Raw genomic sequence first — 18040 nt, 5'->3', positions numbered from 1 at the left:
TTAATCGTCGCCGGCCTGGAGCCCTTCCTGGTCGCCGACTACTATCAGTTTGAATGGTTTGTTGCCCACCGGGATGGCGCTGAGCTCGCGCAGCGTGGCCGCTTCGAACATTTTCACATGGCCCGCGCCCTGGTCGGTCACGTAAACGCATTTGCGCGATACGGCGAAGTAAGGTTTCTGCGCGGCCGTGGCGCCGGCGGGAATGGCCGTTGTTATCTTACCTTCCTTTTTCAGCTGTGCGCTGCCGGCGTCGAATATTTTCAGCGTACCGTCGGTGAGCAGTACATAAAGATTTTTGCCCTCTTCGTCGAGCATGTACTGGTGAATGTTATTGTTTTCGTTTTTCAGTACCAGGGTGATTTTTTTCGTGGCGGGGTCGATTTTGTAGAGGCCGAGCGATACATAACCGAAAAAGTGCGGCAATGCCTTGTTGCCGAGCACGGTGCCTATCCAGGCGGTGCCGAAATCCGCCGGGTAGGGCACGAGCGACTGCTCGCCGTTCTGCGCTACCAGCAGGATGCCGTCGGGGCTGCCGAAGGCCGCCGTTTTACCGTTGCCCGCATCGCCATGGATGCCTTTGGTGGCGATGGTGGACTGGTGCAGTACCGTACCGAAGCGGTCGATGATCTTCACCCTTTCCGGCAGGGTGCCGGATACCGAGCCGTCTTTCTGCGTCACCGCAATCGTCTGGTCGTCGAAAATGACCATGGCGCCGTGATGAGGTGTGGCCACCGGCAGTACCTTGCCGGCCGCGCCTTCCAGCTCGCTGTCTTTAAACAGGCTGAGGCTGCCCGTACCGTCGTTGAAAATGGCATTGAGGCCGTTGTAGGCGTAGAAGTGGGTGGGGCCGGCTTCCGTGAATTTTTGTGCCGCCATTTCCGGGTTGTGCACATGCAGGTGCCCGCCGTGCTTTTCAATGCCCGAATTGAAAAACTCAACCGTGTTGGCCGCTCTGCTGAGGACGGCCGCAAACTGGCCGGTGCTGGTGGCGTACAGGGTGGGTTGCGCGGCTTTCACCGGGTACACCGTGGTTTTTTTGGAAAGCGGCTCCACCACGGTGATCTGGGCCTTGTCTACGTCAGATACCACCAGGCGGAGGTAGCCCGCTTCGGGTTGAACAGGGTCAGCAGGTTTGTCGTTCTTCCGGCAGCCTGCTATGATCAAAGCCAGGCCCAGCGCGGGAATTAGTAATCTTTTCATGTTGTCAGGTTATTTTAAGTGCAACTAAGTTGCAAATCTATATATTTGCATCGATGTTGCAAATAGTGATTTCAGCCTTTCTTCCTGTACAGGGTGTACCGGTCATACCGGATTAAGGCATGCGGCACACGTTTTCACGACCGTTCAAATAATCAGGAAATAAAAAAGTAACCGGGAAGAATTATATTTGTTAGTTGTTGCATCGTTAACAGGGAAACCTGTTTCAACATATTGAAATGTACTAAAGATGATCTGACATACTGCTCAGATTTTGGATGAAAAGCAAAAAGGGCCGTTTTTACGGCCCTTGATTAACAAGCTATCTTTATGTCTTTTTAATGTGAATGCCCTGCCGGATGCGGATGGGAGTGTTCACCATGCTTATGAACCGTGTCCGGCAGGCGCTCCGTCTCTTCGTCATAATACACGAAGAAATACAGATATATCGTGCGTGAAATGCGCATCAACCAGGGTTGCACCAGCACCAGTATTACCCCGTTCACCGCCAGCCAGTAAAAAATGCTGTTATCCCGCCAGGAGATACCAAAAAAGAACCAGTACCAGATCAGGTTGAATACGGAGAGGGCTACGGACAGCGCATAGCTGACATAACCTGTTCCGAACCAGAAGCCGGTTTCGAGCTCGAATTGCTGGTCGCAGACGGGGCAGCGGTCGTGCATGTCGAAGATCCTGGAAAAGCGCCAGTGGAACGGATTCTTGGTGCGGTACATATTACCCTTCCGGCACCGGGGGCATTTCATCTTCAGGATGCTGAGAAAATAATTCGGTCTTTTTGCCATGGTAGGGCAAAGTTACATTTTTTCCGCGGCGGTGTGCGATACTGCCGGCGGGCGCACCACCGTTTCCGCCGGTGCGCCGGCCGTATATCATCAGGCCGGTTGTGCCGATTCCTGCGTTTTGCGCTCACCGATCTGCTGGCGCCACATGGCGTAATAGAGGCCTTTTTCTTCGAGCAGGGTATGATGGGCCCCGGTTTCCACAATGCGGCCTTTTTCGAGCACATAAATGCGGTCTGCGTGCATGATGGTAGACAGTCTATGGGCGATCATCACCGTGATGTGCTCCTTGCTGGAAGTAACGTTTCTGACGGTTTGGGTGATCTCTTCCTCGGTGATGGAGTCGAGGGCGGAGGTGGCCTCATCGAACACCAGCAGCCTTGGGTGCCGCAGGAGCGCCCGCGCAATGGAGAGGCGCTGTTTTTCACCGCCGGAAATTTTGATGCCGCCTTCTCCGATCACCGTATCGATCCCCTTCTCCGCACGCGCCAGCAGGCTGTAGCAGGCGGCCCTTTGCAGGGCGCTCATCAGCTCTTCGTCGGTGGCGCGCGGGTTCACGAACAGGAGGTTTTCACGGATGGTGCCGGAAAAGAGCTGTGTGTCCTGCGTCACGAACCCGATCTGGTGCCGCAGCTCTTCTATGTCGATGGCGGAGGCGTCGATGCCGTTATACAGAATGCGGCCTTCGCCGGCTTTGTATAATCCCACCAGCAGCTTCACCAGCGTGGTTTTGCCGCTGCCGGAAGGGCCCACGAAAGCGATGCTTTCGCCGATCTTCACGTTGAAGCTGATATCGTCGAGCGCCTTGCCCAGCGCGGTGAGGTGTTTGAAACTCACATGGTCGAACTCCAGTTCGCGGATGCCCGACAGTTTCGGGGGATTCTGCGGGGTGGCTTCCACCGGCGTTTGCAGAATGCGCTCGAAATTCCCGAGCGATACTTCGGCCTCACGGTAGGCCAGGATGATGTTGCCCAACTCCTGTAGCGGACCGAACAGGAAGAACGAATAAAGCTGGAGGGTGAAGATCTGGCCGAGGGTGGCCGTGTCTTTATACACCAGGTACAGCAGCAGGAAGAGGATGCTCGACCGCAGCAGGTTCACAAAAGTGCCCTGCACAAACGCGATACTGCGCACGCTTCTCACTTTTTTCAGTTCGAGCAGCAGTATTTTCATGGTGTTGGCGTTGAGCCGGCGGATTTCCTGGTTGGTGAGGCCGAGGCTTTTCACCAGCTCGATGTTGCGCAGCGACTCGGTAGTGGCGCCGGCCAGCACGGTGGTTTCCTTCACGATGCTTTTCTGGATGAACTTGATCTTTTTGCTCAATACGTTCATCAGCCAGCCCAGCAGCACGCAACCGCCAAAGTATACGAATACGAGCGACCAGTGCACGCGGTAGGCGAACACCATCACGAACACCACGCCCACGAGGGTGGTGAAGAGGATGTTAATGAACTGGGAAATGAATTTTTCGGAGTCGACGCGCACCTTCTGCAGCACGGCCAGCGTTTCCCCGCTCCGCTGGTCTTCAAACTCCTGGTAAGGCAGCCGCATGGAGTGCCGCAGCCCGTCGGTGTACATCTGTGCGCCCAGCTTCTGGGTGATGGCGCTCACAAAATAATCCTGGAACGCCTTGGCGATGCGCGATACCATGGCCACCCCGATGGAGGCCAGCAACAGCATTAAAACGCCGTACAGGTATTCGTGCTGCCCGCGCGGTACTACAGGCTCACCGGTTTTGTTGTAAGAGTGGGGATGGGCGGCAAACTGGTCCACGATCTTTCCGAAGATCCAGGGGTCCATCAGGGAAAAAACCTGGTTGACGGTGGCGAGCAGCAATGCCAGCGCGATCAGCCACTTATAGTTCTGTAAATATTTCAGCAACAATTTCATTCGTACGTGTGGTTTTGGATGGTCGATGGGGCCGCACGGTTGTATGCGCAAAACGCACGCCGCCGGCTATATCCGGCAAAGTTAGGGTAAAATGGGCCTGTAACGGTGTTGGAACATCAATTTTAAGCTGTACTTATCACGGTATTTACCCTAAAAATTGCGTAATTTAATAGTACAAGCCGGGAAATATAAAAAGCCAGTAAGTAGCCTGAAAAACTGATACTATTCCCCTGACCGGCCATACGCAATAACCCGGCATCGCTCACCACGCTAAATTGCCTGCCGTATGAAAATGTATGATGAAAAACACCTGAAAAACGTTGTGCTCATTGGCGCTGCCAAGAGCGGCAAAACAACGCTGGCCGAGGACATGCTGTTCGAGGCCGGCATCATCAGTAAAAGGGGTACCGTGGAGGAAAGGAACACGGTATCCGATTACCACGAAGTGGAGTATGAGAGAGGTAACTCCGTGTACGCCACCACCCTGCATACGGAATGGAGGGATTACAAGATCAATATCATCGATACGCCCGGCCTGGAAGATTTTTCGGGGGAGCTGGTGTCGTCTATCCGCGTTTGCGATACGGCCGTGATGCTGCTGCACGCGTACAACGGGGTGGAAGTAGGCACCGAGCTCATCTGGGATTACGTGGATCGCTACAATAAACCAACCATCCTGGCCATCAACCACCTCGACCATGAAAATGCCAACTACCAGCAGGTGCTTGACCAGGCCAGACAATTCTTTGGCTCCGCGGTGACCGTGATGCAATACCCGGTGAACCAGGGGCCCGGCTTCAATGCCATCATCGATCTGCTGAAAATGACCATGTACCGCTTTCCGGCGGGCGGGGGCAAACCGGAAAAGTTGCCGATACCCGCGGAAGAAAAAGAGCAGGCGGACGTACTGCACAACGAGCTTGTAGAAAAAGCGGCTGAAAACGACGATGCACTGATGGAACTGTTTTTCGAAAAGGGGAGCCTAGATGAAGATGAGCTTCGGCAGGGGCTCAAGATCGGGATGATGAAACACCAGGTGTTCCCCGTGTTCTGCCTCAGCGCCCGCAACAATATGGGCAGCGGCCGCCTGATGGGATTCATCGACAACGTGGCGCCTTCGGCGGTGGAAATGCCGCCGGAACAAACGGAAGACGGCAAGGAAATCCCCTGCGACCCGGCCGGCCCCACCTGCTTGTTCGTGTTCAAAACGCTCCTCGAACCGCACATCGGCAAACTCTCGTTTTTTAAAGTGATGAGCGGGGAAGTGAAGGCAGGGCAGGAGCTCTACAACGAAAAAGGCAATACCACCGAACGCCTCAACCAGCTGTTCATTGCAGACGGTAAAAACCGGCAGCCCGTGGAGCGGCTGCGCTCCGGCGACATCGGCTGCACGCTCAAACTGAAAAACACCTTCACCAATCATACCCTCAATGAAAAGAATTTTACCGCACAGGTAGACCCCATTCATTTCCCGCCACCGAAAGTACGCGTAGCCATCGTGGCCAAAAACAAAGGCGACGACGAAAAGCTAGGCGAAGTGCTGGCGGAAATACACATGGAAGACCCCACGCTGGAAGTGGAATACAACCGCGAACTGAAACAGGTGATCCTGCATGGCCAGGGGGATCTGCACCTGGCGGTTACCAAATGGCGGCTGGAAAACGTCTACAACATGCAGGTGGAATACCTCCCCGCGCGCATCCCTTACCGTGAAACCATCCAGCGCCCGGCCATGGCTTCTTACCGGCATAAAAAACAATCCGGCGGGGCAGGGCAGTTCGGTGAAGTGTTCATGAAAATAGAGCCCTATTATGAGGGCATGCCCGTCAGCAAAGAATTCCCGGTGCGCGACACGGAAGAGATCGCCCTCAACTGGGGCGGTAAACTGGTGTTCAACAACTGCATCGTAGGCGGCGCGATCGATACGCGTTTCCTGCCTTCCATCCTCAAAGGCGTGATGGAAAAAATGCAGGAAGGGCCGCTTACCGGCTCCTATGTGCGCGATGTGCGCGTGAGCGTGTACGACGGTAAAATGCACCCGGTAGACAGTAACGATATTTCCTTCAAAATAGCCGGCATGATGGCTTTCCGCGAAGCCTTCCACCAGGCGGCTCCCCAATTGCTGGAGCCGGTGTTCGACCTCGAAGCCTCCGCGCCCGATGTGATGATGGGCGACATCATGAGCGAATTGCAAACACACCGCAGCGTGATCACGGGAATGGACAGCGGCAAGGCCAGCCAGGTGATCAAAGCGAAAATTCCGCAGGCGGAGCTCGACAAACTGTTCGCTTCGCTGCGCAACGTGACCCAGGGCAAGGCCAAGGTGAAAGCGGTGTTCGCCGAATATGCGCCGGTGCCGCCTGAAGTGCAGAAAAAATTAAGCGAAGAATACAAAAAGGTGGAGCAACAGAACGGGCAGCATTAAAAGGTCCTGCGCGCCCAGTTCTCCCGGTCGAGGCTCCTGAACTGTATCGCTTCTGCAATATGATGCGTGCCGAGTTCTGCATGCCCGGCGAGGTCTGCGATGGTTCGGCTCACTTTCAGGATGCGGTCGTATGCCCTGGCGGACAATTGCAGCCGCTTCATCGCCGATTCCAGCAGCTGCCGCGCCGCGGGCTCGAGCCGGCAATGCCGCTGCAGTTGCCGGTTATTCATGTGGGCGTTGCAGTGTACCATCTGTTCGTCGCCCGCAAACCGCTCCAGCTGGATGTTCCGCGCCGCCATCACACGCCGGCGGATAATTTCACTGGTCTCTTCCACCGCTTTGCCTGTAATGTCTGCCGGTTGCACGGGCGTCACTTCAATGTGCAGGTCTATCCGGTCGAGCAGCGGCCCGGATAATTTGTTGAGATAATGCTGCACGTTCCCCGGCGGACAGGAGCACTCCTTTTCCGGATGGTTGTAATACCCGCAGGGGCAGGGGTTCATGGAAGTAACGAGCATAAACCCCGCCGGAAACTCCACGGAGAGCGCCGCTCTCGCAATCGTCACTTTTCTTTCTTCCATCGGCTGCCGCAGCACTTCCAGCGCGGAGCGCCGGTATTCGGGCAGTTCATCCAGAAATAAAATGCCGTGGTGCGCCAGGGAGATTTCTCCCGGAACGGGAATGGTGCCGCCACCCGCCAGTGCGTAGTTACTGATGGTATGATGCGGTGCGCGGAAAGGCCGGTGTACGATCATGCCGGGATGGCCGGAGAGTTTGCCGGCCACGGAATGTATCTTGGTGCTTTCCAGTGCTTCGGCCAGGCTGAGGGGCGGCAGGATGGTAGGCAGGCGCTTCGCCAGCATGGTTTTGCCGGCGCCGGGCGGACCGATCAGGATGATATTGTGCCCGCCTGCCGCGGCGATTTCCATCGCGCGTTTGACGAACTGCTGCCCTTTCACTTCATCAAAATCGATGTCGAAATGGAACTGGTGATGCAGGAAATCCGCAGGCACGTTTCCTTTCACCGGCAGCAGCTCCGCCTTGCCTTCTAGGAAGTTCACCACCTCACTGAAATGCCCGGCGCCCAGGACATCAAGGCCCTCCACCATGGCGGCCTCGCCGGCGTTCTGTTTGGGCAGCACGATACCTTTGAAACCTTCCTGCTTCGCCCGCAACGCCATCGGCAAAGCGCCCCTCACGGGCCGCAGGGTACCGTCGAGCGAGAGCTCGCCCATGATGACGTAAGCCTCCGGTGAAACAGCGCAGGTGATCTGCCGCGATGCGGCGAGTATGCCGGTGGCGATGGGCAGGTCGTAAGCGGAGCCCGCTTTCCGGATATCGGCAGGCGCCATGTTTACCACGGTGCGCAGCCGCGGCATTTTAAAGCCGGTGTTCTTGATAACGGTTTCGATCCGGTAGGCGCTTTCTTTCACCGCATTGTCAGGCAGGCCGACGAGGAAAAATTTGGTGCCCTGGCCTACGTTGACTTCGATCGTAATAGTGATGGCTTCCACGCCGTGCACGGCGCTTCCGTAAATTTTAGTGAGCATATGTAACAAACAATGGTTATTCCGAAGATAAGAAATCCCGCTTGTTTTCTGTTGTACAAAAGAACACAAGCGGGATTGCGGAATATGGCGGGAGTTTTATTCTTTCATGCTGGCCAGCAGCTCGATCACTTTTTCTTTCTTCAGGATCAGATAACCCAGCTTCTCTTTGGCGATGCCGTCTCTCAGCTCGTACGTGAACCGCAGGTTGTCGTCGATCACCTCCGACTGGAAGTATTTGAAAATGATCTGGTCTTCGTTCTGTAGCTCTTCTGCGATTTCGTACAGGTGCGTGGAGAGGATGTAGAGGCACTGGTGATTGTGCAGCAGCCCGTTGATCACGGCGAGGGAACAGTTTTTCGCGTCTTCCACGTTCGTGCCCTTGAACATCTCGTCGATCAGGATGAGCCAGTTTTTACGGTCGCTGATTTTGATGATGGTGTTTTTGATGCGCTGCACTTCGTTGTAGAAATAACTTTCGCCTTTGAAGATATTGTCTTTCACATCGATGTTGCTGAGAATGCCGTGGAAAAAACTCAGCGTCATTTCCTTTGCCGGCACGCCCATGCCCAGGTGGGCAAGAAACACCGAAATGCCGACCGCTTTGATGAACGTGGTTTTACCGGCCATGTTGGCGCCTGTCAGGAAAATGAAGTGGCGGTGCGGGTCCATGGCGATATCATACGCCACCGGCTGCGGCAGTATCAGGTGATACAGCTGTTTGATGGCGATGTGCGGTTTCTGTTCTTCTGAAAAAGCCGGGAAGTTGAGCTTGAAATGCCGGATGGCCATGGCCATGCTGTGATACGCGTCGAGGCGGGTATACAGCTCGGTCAGTTCCCAGAGCACCTTTTTAAGCCGGCTGCGGATGAGCTTGTCGTACCGCAGGATCTGCACGAAGTTGAAGCGGCCGTTGGCCTTCAGTTCCGCTACCTCCTGGAACTCCTTGTGCTGGATGAGTACCCGCGCCCTTTCCAGGATGGAACGGAGGGTGGACGGTGCGTTCACGATGTCGACCGTATCCGTGAGATGTCTGAAACCGTTGATGAGGTTGATGATCTGGTCGAACGAAAACTTGATGAACCCGAAATCCGGCGCATAGATCGTTTTGGTGATCACGGCGTTGAGGTACAGCGCGGGCCCTTCCGAATTCGAAATCGGCTCTATTTCCGCATTCAGGTAATTTTCCACCACCACGATAGTGCCGTTGGAGATCATGGGCGGCCAGGCGCCTTCATGATCGAGCAGGTACTGCAGCATCTGCTGGCGGTTGTGAATGGCGGCGATGTCTTTCAGCGGGTTGCTGAAAAGCGTGCGCAGGTATTCGCGGCCGCCGGAGGTGGTACTGAAGTCGAGTTTATGGAACAGGGAATATTCATCTTCACGGTTGAAGATCGAAAGATCGAGATAGGTTGTTTTATCCAGCTCCATTCGCGGAAATTTATGTGAATTTACAGTGAATCGTATTAAGGAGGTAGATGCAGGATAGCAAAAATTCCACAGAAAATTTTTACGGCAGGGGATTTTCCCTGCCGTAAAAGCTTATGCGTTGAACAGCAGGCGCTGTCCGAGCTGATTTTCATTGAATTGCCCGTTTTCGTAAGCGAGGTGGCCGTTCACGAAAGTATGGGTGATGGCGGCGGGGAACGTATGCCCTTCGAAGGGGCTCCAGCCGCATTTGTAATAAATGTTGTTTTTCTCCACGGTGGTGGTGGCCGCCAGGTCCACGATCACGGCATCCGCAAAGTATCCTTCGCGCAGGTAGCCTCTTTCCCGGATGCGGAAACAGTCGGCGGGGGCATGGCTCATTTTCTGCACCATCTGTTCGATGGTGAAGCGGCCGGCCTTCACCTGCTCGAGCATCATCAGCAGGCTGTGCTGCACCAGGGGCACGCCGGACGGCGCCTGTACATATGTCTGCTGTTTTTCGTCCCAGGTGTGGGGCGCATGGTCGGTGGCGATGATATCCAGCTTGTCGCTGAGCAGGCCCTGCCAGAGCGCTTCGCGGTGATGCGGGGCTTTGATGGCGGGATTGCATTTGATCAGGTTGCCGTACTTCGTGTAGTCGTCTGCGGTGAACCACAGGTGATGCACGCACACTTCCGCCGTAATACGTTTTTCGGTGAGCGGCAGCAGGTTGCTGAACAGCTGTAATTCCTTTTCGGTGGAAATATGGAGGATGTGCAGGCGGGCATTGTGTTTTTTAGCGAACTGGATGGCCACCAGCGACGATTCGAAACAGGCTTCCTCGTTGCGGATGAGGGGATGGTCGGCCGCCGTGAGGGCGTCGCCTTTGTCCTGTTTGAATTTTTCCATGTTGGCGCGAATGATCTTTTCATCCTCGCAGTGGGTGGCGATGAGCAGCTCGGTTTCCGAGAAGATCTTCTCGAGGGTGAGGTAATTGTCTACCAGCATATTGCCGGTAGAAGAGCCCATGAATATTTTCACGCCGCACACGCGGTCTTTTTTGGCATTGGTTTTCAGTACTTCCTCGGCGTTATCGTTGGCCACGCCCATAAAAAACGAATAGTTGGCCAGGGAGCCGGCGGCGGCGATGCTGTATTTGTCTTCCAGCCTTTCCTGGGTCACCGCTTCGGGTTTGGTGTTGGGCATTTCCATAAAACTGGTGGTGCCGCCGGCTACGGCCGCACGGGCTTCGGTGGCGATGGTGGCTTTGTGGGTGAGGCCCGGTTCGCGGAAGTGCACCTGATCGTCGATAACGCCCGGCAGCAGGTGTTTGCCTTCGCCGTTGATTTCTTTGCCCTCCGCATTGATCTGCGGGGCTATTTTTTCGATGCGGCCATGACGGATGAGCACATCCTGCACGGTAGTGCGGCCTTCGTTCACAACGGCTATATTTCTGAGGATGATATTTTGCATCCGGCAAAGTTACAAAACTTAGCCTTGCAGATGGATGGAAAACACGATCATGCGCGAGTTCAGCTGGTCGATCACATTGGAGTACCGCAGGGCGGGATCCTTGATGTGCACATTGTTCAGCCCGCTGCTGATCTTGAATTCGGGGGTGAAGATGAAGGAGGGGAAATAAAACTCGAAACCCGCGCCCAGTTCGTACCCGTAGGTGGTTTTATTGATTTTGACGAGGTCTTCGGCTTTGCGGGAGTTTTTATTGGAGGCCAGGTCGTGGTCGATTTTCATCCCGGCGATCGTGTAAACGCGCATGTTGTTGATGCGGTCCGACTTGAACTTGATCTGCAGGGGGAAGCTCACTACGATGGATTCCACTTTCTTTTCGGTGTCCCTTTTGGGATAGTTTTCCTTATAAAAGAGGTTCTTGTTGGCAAAAAGCAGCTGGGGGTTGATGCGAAGGTCGAACCGGTTGCTGAGGCGCAGGTTGGCCAGCAGTCCGAGGTTGAAGCCTACGGTTTTGAGGGGCTCGGCTACCATGATGGAATCCTGGTGCAGGAAAATATCGGCATGGGTCAGCCGGAAATACGACTGGTTGGCGGCCAGGGTGATGCCGAAATAATAAGGTTTGCGGTCGTGCTCTTCCATATTGATTTGCGCCGTGGCCGGCAGTGCGCTGAGCAGCAGTAACAGCGCCCCGGTTAGCGGGTAGCGCAATAAATGGAACATATGCCGAATGTTAGCGTTTTGCATGTAACAGCCTGGAAGCCAACTTTGTGTAAAATATCGCACATTGCCTGCCCTTGCGGAAACGCTTTGACGGAGCTCGGCAGGTAAGAATAAGCTGCTTTGTTCCGCGCAATGTATTTCCCAATCCAGGGAGTAATATAACGAAAATAAAAGTTATATAATTGTTTTACGGGCGTTTTGGTGGGATTGGAAAATTCAAGTATCACCGCTTTCCCTCCGGGTTTGAGCACCCTGCACATTTCCGCGAGCCCCTTTTCCAGGTTTTCAAAGTTCCGCACCCCGAAAGCCGCCGTTATGGCATCAAACGTCGCATCCGGAAAGTTTATTGTTTCGCTGTCGCCCTGCTGGAGGGTGATGTAGCGGTCGAAACCTGCTTTGGTGACCTTGATGCGGCCCAGTTCCAGCATGCCTTCGGAGATATCGATGCCGGTGATATGGTCCGGCTGCAGCATGCGCTGGGCCATAATGGCCACATCGCCCGTGCCGGTGGCTACATCGAGCATTTTCTTAGGCTGCAGCGGCCTGAGCATCTTCAGGGCTTTTTTGCGCCAGATGACGTCAATGCCGAGGCTCATGAAATGGTTCATGAAGTCGTACTTGCCCGCAATATCATCAAACATGTGGGCGATCTGCTCCTTCTTGCTTAATTTTGACCCTTCAAAAGGGACCAATTTCTGTACATCTTTGCTCGCCATAGTGCCGCAAAGGTAGTTGAGGGGCCGCAAATGGAAAAATTATGGTGATCAAATCTGCAGAATACCTGATCAGTAATGTCGACTGGACGAAATGCCCGGTGGCCGATAAACCGGAATACGCCTTCATCGGCCGTTCCAACGTGGGGAAATCGAGCCTCATCAACATGCTGGCCAACCACGAAAAGCTGGCCAAAACGTCGGGCACGCCTGGTAAAACACAGCTGATCAATCACTTTCTCATCAATAAGGAATGGTACCTGGTGGATTTGCCGGGGTACGGTTTCGCGAAAGTGTCGCAAAGCCAGCGCAGAAGCTGGGAGCAGATGATCGAAAACTACCTGCGCAAACGTCCCAATCTCATGAATGTTTTTGTGCTGATAGACAGCCGGTTAACCCCCCAGAAGATAGACCTGGAGTTTGTGAACCAGCTCGGCGAGTGGCAAATCCCCTTTCAACTGGTGTTCACGAAGGCAGACAAAAATACACAGCTGGAAACCAGCCGTAATGTAAAGGCATTCCTGAACAAACTCCGCGAAACCTGGCAGTTCCTGCCCGCGAACTACGTTACGTCAACGGTAAAAAAGACAGGCCGGGATAAAATCCTGGAATTTATCGCGGAGATGAACGCCCGTTTCCAGGGCATCGCCTAATTCACGATCTTGTTGGCACAGCTGCTGCTGGCAAAGGCTTCCGGTTTGGCTTTGAAAGCGAAGCCCATGCCCAGTATGTAGCCCATCGCTTCCCGTAAAGCCAGGTTGCTTTTGAACTGCGGATTGGTGTTGATGTCCGCATGCACTTCCATGTCCACATCGTACTCGGTGAACAGGTCGCACAGCTCATAAGCGATTTCGATGCTTTTGGCCACTTCCACCAGCATTCTTTCTTTGATGGAATACACGTCGCGGGTTCTTTCGTTGTGAATAAACATAAACCCGCCGTGCCCTTCGCGAAGGAATACGATCACGGTGGCAAATTCGGTGTCAGGCCCTTTCACCTGGGAGTCGGTGCCGATGCAGACTTTTAAACGGTTGCCAAGGCCGGTTTCCCGGACGATGGCATGCCGCACTTCCTCCTTAATGGGCAGGTGAATAGGATCGCCATTAAATCTTCTCCATTTCATGCGTGTAAAATTTAAAATGAATACTAACGGTAACGGATATCCGGTCTGATGGGTCTTTGTGCCAAAGGGGGTAACAGGATGTATGAAGTATTATCCGAATATACGAATTTTACAGCAGTACAGCGAGGGACTGGGGTATAAATGGCCGGGTTGGGGAAATTGTGTGGATTTCTCAGAACTGCCCGGTGCTCAGCATCACCAGGGTGCAGGCTTCTTTGGGCTCGATGCCGTTTTCACGGGCAAGGGCGATCAGTTCGGTGTTTTCGGTGCCGGGATTAAAAATGATGCGTTTGGGTTTCAGGCCCAGGATGTAGTCGTAATACTCCTGCTGCAGGGTGGGGTTGAGGTATAACGTCACCGTATCAACGCCCTCTACCGCCGGATGCTCTTTGGTAATGGGGGTATCGCCGATCTGCCCGGCCCGTTTGCCGATGGCCACTACGGGATGCCCGCCGGCCCGCAGGCGGTTCACGGCCAGAAAGCTGTAGCGCTGCGGATTTTCGGAAGCGCCTATCACTACGGTCAGTTTGGGAGTGCTCATACCGTCCTTTCCCGCAAATCACATACCATCGTTGCTTACTGCCGTGGTGGCAGCCTGCCGCATGGCAATTGCATCATTTCCGACAGGAATTAGAAAAGATGATACTTCCGGCGCGGCAGTTCCCCGATAATCTGTTCCATCGCACCTTTCAGCGCCGGATACCGAAACCGGAACCCCGCTTCGGTGATGCGCGTGGGCAACACCCACCTGCTTTTCAATAAAAGTTCCGCTTCCGTGCCGATAAGAGCAGCGCCGATTTTAAGCATCCATGCAGCGGCTGGGAAACCGAAAGGCTGTCCGGCTGCTTTTCTTACGGTGGCCATAAACTCGCGGTTGGTAACAGGCCCTGGCGCCGCGCAATTATAAGTGCCGCTGCATTCGGGATGTTCATACAGCCATTCCATCATGCGGGCCACGTCGGTGATGTGCACCCAGCTGTACATCTGGCGGCCGCTACCCTGATGCCCGCCCAGACCGAATTTCACGAGGTTGAGATAAGGGAACATCACACCGCCCTGTTTACCGAGGGTAATGGCGATGCGGAGTACGGCCTTCCGTGTATGCGGAAGGGTTATTTCGTTGAACGTCTTTTCCCAGCGTTTGCACACCTGCACGGAAAAATCATCGTGGTATTCGCCGGTGAATTCGTCCATCGGCCGGTCTTCGGCATGCCGGTAAATGGTGGCGGAAGCGGAATTTATCCAGAGTGCCGGCGGATTTTGCAGGCTTTTGACGGCCTCGCCCAATATGGCGGTACTCTCCGTCCGGCTGGCGAAAATGGCGGCTTTATGGGCCTCCGTATACCGGCAGTTCACACTCTTGCCCGCGAGGTTCACCAGCATATCGGCCCCTTCGAGGGCCTGCATCCATGGACCGGCCGTTCGGCCATCCCACTGGATATAGATCACATTCTCGCGCGCGGGTTTGGGCTGCCTGCTGAGGATGATGAGGGTGTTACCGGGACTGAAATATTCGATCAGCCCGTCCCCGATAAATCCGGTGCCACCGGCGATAACGATCTTTTTGTTGTGCATGGCAGGGATGTTTTTAATCTTTCAGAAAATATTGAAACATAGGTGCAGGGATAAACAACAGATGAAAGGCGGCCGTTGATTAACGGATGACTTTCAGCAAAGTGCTGTAAAACCAGTTTTCTTCCGACTTGATGAATGCGTTGAGTGCGGCATCTGTCTGGTTGGCGAACTTCTGGATGTTCTGAATGGTTTCCCGGAAGGCTTTGACGTGTTTGTCCTTCTGGTCGCCGTCTACTTTATTGAGTTGCAGCAATACTTTCAGGATGGGGTCCAGCTCTCTTTTTTTCCTTTCACGGGCGATGGCGATGCCTACTTTCCAGATATCTTTTTCGGCCACGAAAAATTCTTTCCTTTCACCCGGCACCAGCATTTTCTCCACAATCCCCCAGTTCATGAGCTCGCGTACGTTCATGTTGGCATTGCCCCGGGAAATATCCAGCGCTTCCATGATCTCTTCGGCGCTCAGCGGGTCGGGCGCAATCAGCAGCAACGCATGGATCTGGGCCATCGTGCGGTTAACGCCCCATTGCGCGCCCAGCAACCCCCAGGCCTGGATGAATTGTGCTTTGGCTTCTGACAATTTCATATACCAAAGCTATAGAATGTTTTTGAACTTTCAAAAGTTATTGAAATATAATTTGGGAAGGAACGGGAGATTTGCAGGCGCCCGGTGTGAAATGAACGGGAACGGCCGACGGGCAGGTGCGATGGATATGGCAGTTTGGGTCAACGGGCACCATTTTTACGGATTGCCGGCCGGTCACAGGTCGTGTGCATCGGCCGTTTATTCATCCCCATACAACGCCACGCGGTTACCCTCGCTGTCCACTATGACCGCGTATTGACCGGCTTCGGGAAAAGGGGAGGCTTCCCGTTCTATCCGTCCGCCTGCCGCCAGCACGCGGTCGAGCACACCGGCTACGCCGCCGCTGCAGTAAAGGTAAACAAGGCATCCGCGCTGGCTGCTGAGAAAATCGGGGCCATGCACAATGGCGCCGCCAATGCCGCCTTCATCCGCATCAAACGGCAATAGCCCTCTGCGGTCCGCACCCTGAAAGTATTCCTGTATATCTGTCTGGAGGATGGCGCTGTAGAACTCCTTCGCCCGTTCGAAGTTCATAACAGGTATTTCAAACCAGCGAATGGCGTGTTTGACGTGCGGCATTGCGATTCATTTTGGGGGTATGAATATAAATTTAACAAAATATGGTGGCATTTTTAGAATTATTCTAAAAAATCGAACGGCGCTCACGCACACGTTTGCGGCGGCTGCAGTAAAGGAGCGCGGGTTGTCTGCGGTGGATGAAATGGTTACCGGATGATGATGGCGCCGCCCCTCTTCAGTAACGTTGCCGGGGCTGCGCGGAGCGTCGCGGCCCGGAAACCATCATACTGCTGCGGAATGCAGCCGGCAGAACGGGGCGAAATAAAAACGCCCCCGCGGGTGCGGAGGCGTTCCTGTCTATCAATGCAATAAACTATACGAACATTGTTACCGGGTTTTCCAGGAAACCTTTCAGGGTTACCAGGAAACGGGCGCCCACAGCACCGTCTACGGTCCGGTGGTCGCAGCTCATGGTCACTTTCATGATGTTGGCGGTCTTGAACTGGCCGTTTTCCACCACTACGGTTTCCTTGATGCCGCCTACAGCCAGGATGGCGGAGTCGGGCGGGTTGATGATGGCGGTGAACTGTTCGATGCCCATCATACCCAGGTTCGACACGGTAAAGGTGTTACCGGTAAACTCCTGCGGCTGCAGTTTTTTGTTTTTGGCTTTGTCGTTCAGCTGTTTGGTTTCGGCCGCGATCTGGGAGAAGCTCTTCTGATCGGCGAAGCGGATAACCGGTACGATCAGGCCTTCGTCTACCGCAACAGCCGACCCGATGTGGATGTGCTGATTGTGGCGGATGAAATCGCCCATCCAGCTGCTGTTCACGTCAGGGTGCAGGCGCAGCGCCATGGCGCAGGCTTTGATCACCATATCGTTGAAGGAAACCTTCACGGGAGAAACCTTGTTGATACCTTCGCGGGCTTCGATAGCCTTGTCCATGTTGATTTCCATGGTCAGGTAGAAGTGCGGCGCGCTGAATTTGCTTTCGCCGAGGCGGCGTGCAATTACCTTGCGCATCTGCGATACGGGGGTATCGGTATAACCTTCCTGGCCTGCGGGTGCGAATGCGGCCACTTTGGGGGCGGCTGCAGGGCCGCCGGCTGCGGGAGCAGCGGCAGGTGCGGCTTTGGAAGGAACGAAACTGTCAACGTCTTTTTTCACGATACGGCCACCGTCCCCGCTGCCGGGAACCTGGCGGATATCGATGCCTTTTTCCTCCGCCAGTTTTTTAGCGAGGGGAGAAGCTTTCACGCGGCCGTCGCCGGAGTCGGCTGCGGCAGCAGCAGGAGCTGCTTCGGTTGCGGCCGGGGCTGCAGCGGCGGGTGCGCCTGCTGCTGCGGCTTTGGGAGCGGCGCTACCTGCTTTTTCGGCAGACAGGATGGCTTCTATATTGGCTTCTTTTTTACCTACGATGGCGATAATGCCGTTCACTTTGGCGGCTTCCCCTTCGGGAACGCCGATATACAGCAGCGTACCGTCTGCGTAACCGATCACTTCCATGGTGGCTTTGTCGGTTTCCACTTCGGCCAGCACGTCGTCGCTCTTCACAGCATCGCCTACTTTTTTATTCCATGCTACGATCTTGCCTTCGGTCATAGTGTCGCTCAGCAGCGGCATACGGATAACCGTAGCGTCTTTCAGGGCCTGTTCCAGCGCGCCGTTATCGGCGGCGGGAGCGGCTGTGGCAGGTGCGGCGGGTTTTTCCTCGGCAGGAGCGGGAGCGGCGGCCTGCGCTGCGGGTGCAGCGGCTTTGGCGGCGCCACCGTTGCCTTCCAGCAGCGGTTTATAATCTTCACCGGCTTTCCCCACAATGGCGATGATCTCATTCACCTTTGCGGCTTTACCTTTCTCCACACCTATATATAACAACGTTCCGTCCACATAACCCACTACTTCCATGGTCGCCTTGTCGGTTTCCACTTCCGCAATCACATCGTCGGACTTAACGGTATCGCCTACCTTCTTATGCCATTCCGCAATCACCCCTTCCGTCATTGTATCGCTTAAAAGGGGCATTCTGATAACTTCTGCCATAGTGTTTCTTCGAAATTTTGCCCAAAC

16 protein-coding genes are annotated in these 18040 nt (G+C 54.6%); 2 read left to right on the top strand and 14 right to left on the bottom strand.

Going from position 1 to position 18040, the window contains the following annotated elements; all coding sequences use genetic code 11:
- The 3 genes from EGT74_RS04790 to EGT74_RS04780 form a co-directional block, all read right to left on the bottom strand.
- The gene (locus tag EGT74_RS04790) at nt 1-1200 is read right to left on the bottom strand and encodes a YncE family protein (RefSeq protein WP_123845388.1); all 1200 of its coding nucleotides are present in this window, start codon (nt 1198-1200) and stop codon (nt 1-3) included.
- 335 nt (nt 1201-1535) lie between these two features.
- Nucleotides 1536-2000, bottom strand: coding sequence for a DUF983 domain-containing protein (locus tag EGT74_RS04785; protein WP_123845387.1), 465 nt, complete (start codon nt 1998-2000; stop codon nt 1536-1538).
- A 90-nt stretch (nt 2001-2090) separates the two neighbouring features.
- Nucleotides 2091-3887 carry an ABC transporter ATP-binding protein gene (locus tag EGT74_RS04780; protein WP_123845386.1) on the bottom strand — a complete coding sequence of 599 codons (1797 nt, stop codon included), beginning with the start codon at nt 3885-3887 and terminating at the stop codon, nt 2091-2093.
- A 286-nt stretch (nt 3888-4173) separates the two neighbouring features.
- Here EGT74_RS04780 and EGT74_RS04775 point away from each other — a divergent pair, with 286 nt between their 5' ends.
- Nucleotides 4174-6312, top strand: a complete 2139-nt coding sequence (locus EGT74_RS04775; RefSeq protein WP_123845385.1) for an elongation factor G — start codon at nt 4174-4176, stop codon at nt 6310-6312.
- Here the strand turns inward: EGT74_RS04775 and EGT74_RS04770 are convergent.
- From EGT74_RS04770 to ubiE, 5 genes are all read right to left on the bottom strand, one after another.
- Complete coding sequence (locus EGT74_RS04770) at nt 6309-7862, bottom strand: YifB family Mg chelatase-like AAA ATPase (RefSeq protein WP_123845384.1); 1554 nt, start codon at nt 7860-7862, stop codon at nt 6309-6311. The genes EGT74_RS04775 and EGT74_RS04770 overlap by 4 nt on opposite strands.
- Nucleotides 7863-7958: 96 nt before the next feature.
- Nucleotides 7959-9290 (bottom strand): MutS-related protein, encoded by a 1332-nt coding sequence (locus tag EGT74_RS04765; protein ID WP_123845383.1) that lies wholly within the window; start codon nt 9288-9290, stop codon nt 7959-7961.
- A 111-nt stretch (nt 9291-9401) separates the two neighbouring features.
- The gene (locus tag EGT74_RS04760) at nt 9402-10739 is read right to left on the bottom strand and encodes a dihydroorotase (RefSeq protein ID WP_123845382.1); all 1338 of its coding nucleotides are present in this window, start codon (nt 10737-10739) and stop codon (nt 9402-9404) included.
- 18 nt (nt 10740-10757) lie between these two features.
- Nucleotides 10758-11456, bottom strand: a complete 699-nt coding sequence (porT, locus tag EGT74_RS04755) for a type IX secretion/gliding motility protein PorT/SprT (RefSeq protein WP_123845381.1) — start codon at nt 11454-11456, stop codon at nt 10758-10760.
- Nucleotides 11429-12097, bottom strand: a complete 669-nt coding sequence (gene ubiE, locus EGT74_RS04750; RefSeq protein WP_246008120.1) for a bifunctional demethylmenaquinone methyltransferase/2-methoxy-6-polyprenyl-1,4-benzoquinol methylase UbiE — start codon at nt 12095-12097, stop codon at nt 11429-11431. The genes porT and ubiE overlap by 28 nt, the downstream gene beginning before the upstream one ends.
- Nucleotides 12098-12213: 116 nt before the next feature.
- On the opposite strand from ubiE, the gene yihA reads away from it, so the two are divergent.
- Nucleotides 12214-12822 (top strand): ribosome biogenesis GTP-binding protein YihA/YsxC, encoded by a 609-nt coding sequence (gene yihA, locus EGT74_RS04745; protein WP_123845379.1) that lies wholly within the window; start codon nt 12214-12216, stop codon nt 12820-12822.
- On the opposite strand, the gene EGT74_RS04740 is transcribed toward yihA, so the two are convergent.
- From EGT74_RS04740 to EGT74_RS04715, 6 genes are all read right to left on the bottom strand, one after another.
- On the bottom strand, nt 12819-13292 hold the full coding sequence (locus EGT74_RS04740) for a ribonuclease H-like YkuK family protein (protein WP_119076844.1): 474 nt from the start codon (nt 13290-13292) through the stop codon (nt 12819-12821). The genes yihA and EGT74_RS04740 overlap by 4 nt on opposite strands.
- A gap of 172 nt (nt 13293-13464) precedes the next feature.
- The gene (locus EGT74_RS04735) at nt 13465-13833 is read right to left on the bottom strand and encodes a CoA-binding protein (RefSeq protein ID WP_123845378.1); all 369 of its coding nucleotides are present in this window, start codon (nt 13831-13833) and stop codon (nt 13465-13467) included.
- Nucleotides 13834-13922: 89 nt separating this feature from the next.
- Nucleotides 13923-14867, bottom strand: a complete 945-nt coding sequence (locus tag EGT74_RS04730; RefSeq protein WP_123845377.1) for a TIGR01777 family oxidoreductase — start codon at nt 14865-14867, stop codon at nt 13923-13925.
- Between the two features lie 79 nt (nt 14868-14946).
- Entirely contained in the window at nt 14947-15453 is a 507-nt protein-coding gene (locus EGT74_RS04725) for a GbsR/MarR family transcriptional regulator (protein WP_123845376.1), read from the bottom strand.
- Nucleotides 15454-15651: 198 nt separating this feature from the next.
- Nucleotides 15652-16032, bottom strand: a complete 381-nt coding sequence (locus EGT74_RS04720; protein ID WP_123845375.1) for a VOC family protein — start codon at nt 16030-16032, stop codon at nt 15652-15654.
- Nucleotides 16033-16345: 313 nt separating this feature from the next.
- On the bottom strand, nt 16346-18013 hold the full coding sequence (locus tag EGT74_RS04715; protein ID WP_123845374.1) for a pyruvate dehydrogenase complex dihydrolipoamide acetyltransferase: 1668 nt from the start codon (nt 18011-18013) through the stop codon (nt 16346-16348).
- Nucleotides 18014-18040: the final 27 nt, after the last annotated feature.

It is taken from the genome of Chitinophaga lutea, assembly GCF_003813775.1.
GTDB lineage: Bacteria > Bacteroidota > Bacteroidia > Chitinophagales > Chitinophagaceae > Chitinophaga > Chitinophaga lutea.
Note: the sequence above shows the minus strand (reverse complement) of the source record. Positions and strands in the feature narration are given on the sequence as shown.